Genomic DNA, 4,780 nt, shown 5'->3' with positions numbered 1-4,780 from the left:
GCATAGCCGCTGCCGGCAAACAGCGGCTTGCCGTTCTTCCAGATCGACTGGTGGACGTGGAGGCCGGAACCGTTGTCCTGCGCGACGGGCTTCGGCATGAACGTCGCCGTCTTGCCGTAGGCCTGCGACACCTGATGGACCACGTACTTGTAGATCTGCAGGTGGTCGGCGACGGTGATGATGGGGGCGAACTTGAGGCCGAGCTCGTGCTGGGCCGCCGCCACCTCGTGGTGGTGCTTCTCGACCGTCACGCCCATCTCGGAGAGCACGGAGAGCATCTCGGAGCGGATGTCCTGGGCGGAGTCGATCGGCGGCACGGGGAAGTAGCCGCCCTTGGTGCGCGGGCGGTGGCCGAGGTTGCCGAGCTCGTAGTCGGTGCCGGAGTTGGTCGGAAGCTCGGAGCTGTCGACCTTGAAGCCGGTGTTATAGGGATCGGACGAGAACTTGACGTCGTCGAAGATGAAGAACTCGGCCTCGGGGCCGAAGAACACCCTGTCGCCGATGCCGAGGGAGGCCATGTAGGCCTCGGCCTTCTTGGTGATCGAGCGCGGGTCGCGCTCGTAGGGCTGGCCGGTCAGCGGCTCGATGACGTCGCAGAAGATGGCGAGCGTGGTCTGGGCGAAGAACGGATCGATGTGCGCCGAGGCCGGATCCGGCTTCAGGTACATGTCCGAGCTCTCGATGCCCTTCCAGCCGGCGATCGACGAGCCGTCGAATGCGTAGCCCTCGAAGGTGCTCTCGTCGACGGTGCTCACGTCGGCCGTGACGTGCTGCATCTTGCCCTTGGTGTCCGTGAAGCGAAGGTCGACGAACTTCACGTCCTTGTCCTTGATCAACTTCAGGACATCACTGACCGTTGTCATAACAACTCCCCTAATTTTTTCGATTGCGTCACACAGCAAGGTGCGACGAACGCGGATCAGATGGCTTCCGCGCCCGTCTCTCCCGTACGTATGCGGATTGCTTCCTCGATGCTCGAGATGAAGATCTTGCCGTCCCCGATGCGGCCCGTCTTGGCGGCCTTCTGGATGGCTTCGATGGCCTTGTCGAGCATCTCGTCGCCGAGAACAACCTCGATCTTCACCTTGGGAAGGAAGTCAACCACATACTCGGCGCCGCGGTACAACTCCGTGTGGCCTTTTTGACGGCCGAACCCTTTCGCCTCGATCACGGTGATGCCCTGCAGGCCGATGTCCTGGAGGGCTTCTTTGACCTCGTCAAGTTTGAAGGGCTTGATAATGGCTTCGATTTTTTTCATACGCCCTTTTCCTCCAGCGTCCTCCAGTGGTCCCCGGCCGTACCGACGTGCCGGAGCGGCCATCGGGTAGCACGGGATATGCCAACTCGTTTGCCTTAAATTAATACCTTGTCGGTCAGTGCCTTGGAGCATTACTGCCTTTTGCATAGGCAGTCCAGCGATGTCGATTGGCCTAAAAAACAGGCTGATTGCGTGATTTCTGGGCACGCAAATTCAGCAGTCCTGTCGTTCGAGGTTCCGGGCGATGGTCAAGGCGCGGCAACGTCATTAGGTTCGCGGATTGGCGATCGGGGATGGATGGGCACCCGGTGCCGGATGCGGATGTTGCCGAGCGGGAGGCGAGCGCTTTGGGGAAAGAGACGATCTGGCTGGAGGGTGGCCTCGAACTTCTGACCCCGGGTGAGATGGGCCGCGCCGACCGGCTGGCCGTTGCGCATGGCGTGCCGAGCCTGGCGCTCGTGGAGGCGGCCGGGCAGGCGGTCGCGGATGCGGCGCGGCGCTTCGTGCGCCCCGGCCAGCGGGTGGCGGTTCTGTGCGGACCGGGCAACAACGGCGGCGACGGCTTTGTCGCCGCGCGTCTTCTCAAGCGCGCCAGCTACGACGTGCGGCTGTTCCTCGCCGGCGAGAGGACGGCACTCAAGGGCGATGCGGCGGAGATGGCGCGGCGCTTCGACGGGAAGGTGCGGCCGCTCGATCCGTTCCAGCTCGAAAGCCTCAACCTGGTCATCGACGGGCTATTCGGCGCCGGGCTTTCGCGGCCGATCGACGGCGTCGCGGCCGAGGTGATCGCGGCCGTCAACGCGTCGGGCACGCCGGTGCTCGCCATCGACGTGCCGAGCGGTCTCGACGGGGCGACGGGCGCCGCGTCCGGGCCGGTGCTGCAGGCGGCGGAGACGATCACGTTCTTCCGCCGAAAGCCCGGGCATCTCCTGTTTCCGGGCCGTGCGCTCTGCGGTAGCGTGCGCGTGGCCGACATCGGCATCCCGCCGCGCGTGCTGTCTGAGATCCCAGTGCGCACGTTCGCCAACGGGCCGGCGCTGTGGGGTGAGCGGTTCCCGTGGCCATCGCACGGCGGGCACAAGTACGCGCGCGGCCATGCCGTCGTCGTCTCCGGGCCGCAGCATGCGACGGGTGCGGCGCGGCTCGGCGCGCGGGGCGCGCTCAGGGCGGGGGCCGGGCTGGTCACGGTCGCGAGCCCGCTCGACGCGGTGACGGTCAATGCCGCGCACCTGACGGCGATCATGCTCAAGCCGTTCGAAGGGCCGGAGGGACTTGCGGCGATCCTCGAGGACGTGCGCAAGAACGCGGTGCTGATCGGCCCCGGCGGCGGCGTGGGCGAGCCCATGCGGCGTCTCGTGGAGGCGGCGCTGCGGTCGCCGGCCTCGGTGGTGCTCGATGCCGACGCGCTGACATCGTTCGCGGGCGATCTCGCTCGGCTTCGCACCGTCATCGCCGGCCGGAGCAGCGGCTCGGTCGTGCTGACGCCGCACGATGGCGAGTTCGCCCGGTTGTTCGGATCGTTATCCGGCTCGCGCCTTGAGCGCGCGCGTCAGGGGGCGGCCGAGAGCGGCGCGGTGGTGCTGCTCAAGGGCTCCGACACGGTGGTGGCGGCGCCCGACAGGCGAGCGTCCATCAACGCCAACGCGCCGCCGTGGCTCGCCGCCGCCGGCTCCGGCGACGTGCTCGGCGGCATCATCACCGGGCTTCTCGCGCAAGGGATGGAGGCGTTCGACGCCGCGTCTGCCGCCGCCTGGCTGCACGGTGCGGCGGCGGCCGATTTCGGCCCCGGCCTCATCGCGGAGGACCTGCCGGAGCATCTGCCGGTGGTGCTCAAGCGGCTCAGGCAGGGCAAGCCGTCTATTTGACGACCGTTGCTCTCTTCGGACGTTGTGCTTGTGTAGACTTGCGTGGGTCCCGACCTTCGTCGGGATGACGTCAATTTTTGTCTCGCCGACTGCCACAAACACAACGTCATCCCGACGAAGGTCGGGACCCACGCAAGCTTCAGCGAATGCAACGCGTGGGTGATCCCGCTAACCTGACTTCCGGGACTTGATCAGTGCGTCGAGGGCCATCAGCTCGCGCATCAGCGGCTCGAAGTCGCGCAGCGGCAGCATGTTGGGGCCGTCGGAAGGCGCGCTGTCGGGTGCCTCGTGGGTCTCGATGAAGAGGCCGGCGACGCCGACCGCCACCGCGGCGCGCGCCAGCACCGGCACGAAGCGGCGGTCGCCGCCCGAGGCGCCGCCGAGGCCGCCCGGCTGCTGCACGGCGTGTGTGGCGTCGAAGATCACCGGCGCGCCGGTCTCGGCCATCTGCGGCAGAGCGCGCATGTCGACGACCAGCGTGTTGTAGCCGAACGAGGAGCCGCGCTCGGTCAGCAACACGTTCGGATTGCCCGAGCCTACGATCTTGGCCACCACGTTCTTCATGTCCCACGGCGCCAGGAACTGGCCCTTCTTGACCTTGATCACGCGCCCCGTGTTGGCGGCGGCGACGAGCAGGTCGGTCTGGCGGCACAGGAAGGCCGGGATCTGAAGCACGTCGGCGACCGGCGCCACGAGCGCGCACTGCTCCTTCTCGTGAACGTCGGTGACGACGGGGAGGCCGAGCTTCTCACGGATCTCGGCAAAGATGGGGATGGCCGCGTCGAGGCCGATGCCGCGCTTGCCGGAGAGGGAGGTGCGGTTGGCCTTGTCGAACGAGGACTTGTAGACGAGGCCGAGGCCCAGGCGGCCGGCGATCTCCTTCAGCGCGCCGGCCATCTCGAGGGCGTGGGCGCGGCTCTCCATCTGGCAGGGGCCGGCGAAAACGATAATCGGCGCGTCGTTGGCGACTGTGTGGCCGCCGATCGCGATCCGCGGGTTGGGCTTCATGGCATCGTGCTGGGTCATGGCGGCGGTTATACGGGCTTTGGGCCCCTGATGCCATCGCGCTCCGACCCTTCTCCCACTGTCATCCCGGCCAAGCGTCACGCCGAAGGCGTGCCTTCGGCACGACGCCGGAGCGTCGAGCCGGCACCCAGGGGAAGCTCGCTATCGCATCGTTTGTTGTGTCTTCGACGCTCTTGTGCTGGATCCCGGATAGCACTGCGGGCTTCGCCTCCGCGTTTCCGGGATGACAACTTGTTGGGACGGGCGTGCTTGACGCTTGCGGCCGGGGTTTCTACACCCACATCAGGCTATCCGACGCCGGCGGTTCCGGTGTCTCCGCGCGCCCGAGGCCCCGCTTCCATGCTCGTCCTGATCGATAACTACGACAGCTTCACCTACAATCTCGTGCACTTTCTCGGCGAGCTCGGCACGACGAGCGAGGTGATCCGCAACGACAAGGTCACCGCCGACGAGGTGATCAAGATGAAGCCCAAGGCGATCGTGCTGTCGCCGGGGCCCTGCACGCCCAACGAGGCGGGCGTCTGCCTCGACCTCATCGCCAAGGCGGGCGCCAAGATCCCGATCCTCGGCGTCTGCCTCGGCCACCAGTCCATCGGACAGGCGTACGGTGGCAAGGTGATCCGCGCGCCGG

At 66.8% G+C, this 4,780-nt stretch carries 4 protein-coding genes and 1 pseudogene; 2 read left to right on the top strand and 3 right to left on the bottom strand.

Annotated elements, in window-relative coordinates:
• Together IT540_RS00295 and IT540_RS00290 are read right to left on the bottom strand one after the other, a co-directional pair.
• A partial coding sequence (locus tag IT540_RS00295) for a glutamine synthetase beta-grasp domain-containing protein (protein WP_291171685.1) occupies positions 1–863 on the bottom strand: 863 nt, incomplete at its 3' end.
• A 56-nt stretch (positions 864–919) separates the two neighbouring features.
• The gene (locus tag IT540_RS00290; protein WP_291171682.1) at positions 920–1,258 is read right to left on the bottom strand and encodes a P-II family nitrogen regulator; all 339 of its coding nucleotides are present in this window, start codon (positions 1,256–1,258) and stop codon (positions 920–922) included.
• A 404-nt stretch (positions 1,259–1,662) separates the two neighbouring features.
• Here IT540_RS00290 and IT540_RS00285 point away from each other — a divergent pair, with 404 nt between their 5' ends.
• Complete coding sequence (locus IT540_RS00285) at positions 1,663–3,123, top strand: NAD(P)H-hydrate dehydratase (protein WP_291171692.1); 1,461 nt, start codon at positions 1,663–1,665, stop codon at positions 3,121–3,123.
• Between the two features lie 168 nt (positions 3,124–3,291).
• Here the strand turns inward: IT540_RS00285 and kdsA are convergent, their stop codons facing one another.
• On the bottom strand, positions 3,292–4,131 hold the full coding sequence (gene kdsA, locus IT540_RS00280) for a 3-deoxy-8-phosphooctulonate synthase (protein WP_291171689.1): 840 nt from the start codon (positions 4,129–4,131) through the stop codon (positions 3,292–3,294).
• Between the two features lie 357 nt (positions 4,132–4,488).
• Between kdsA and IT540_RS00275 the strand changes: the two are divergent.
• Positions 4,489–4,780: pseudogene (locus IT540_RS00275) on the top strand (aminodeoxychorismate/anthranilate synthase component II); the annotation flags it as partial.

The sequence above is a fragment of the Hyphomicrobium sp. genome (assembly GCF_020852195.1).
In the GTDB taxonomy this organism is placed as follows: Bacteria; Pseudomonadota; Alphaproteobacteria; order Rhizobiales; family Hyphomicrobiaceae; genus Hyphomicrobium_C.
Note: the sequence above shows the minus strand (reverse complement) of the source record. Positions and strands in the feature narration are given on the sequence as shown.

Excerpts from the sequence above, each read along its gene's own strand:
- kdsA (WP_291171689.1), bottom strand. The coding sequence starts at position 4,131 with ATGAAGCCCAACCCGCGGATCGCGATCGGCGGCCACACAGTCGCCAAC.
- IT540_RS00290 (WP_291171682.1), bottom strand. The coding sequence starts at position 1,258 with ATGAAAAAAATCGAAGCCATTATCAAGCCCTTCAAACTTGACGAGGTC.
- IT540_RS00285 (WP_291171692.1), top strand. The coding sequence starts at position 1,663 with ATGGGCCGCGCCGACCGGCTGGCCGTTGCGCATGGCGTGCCGAGCCTG.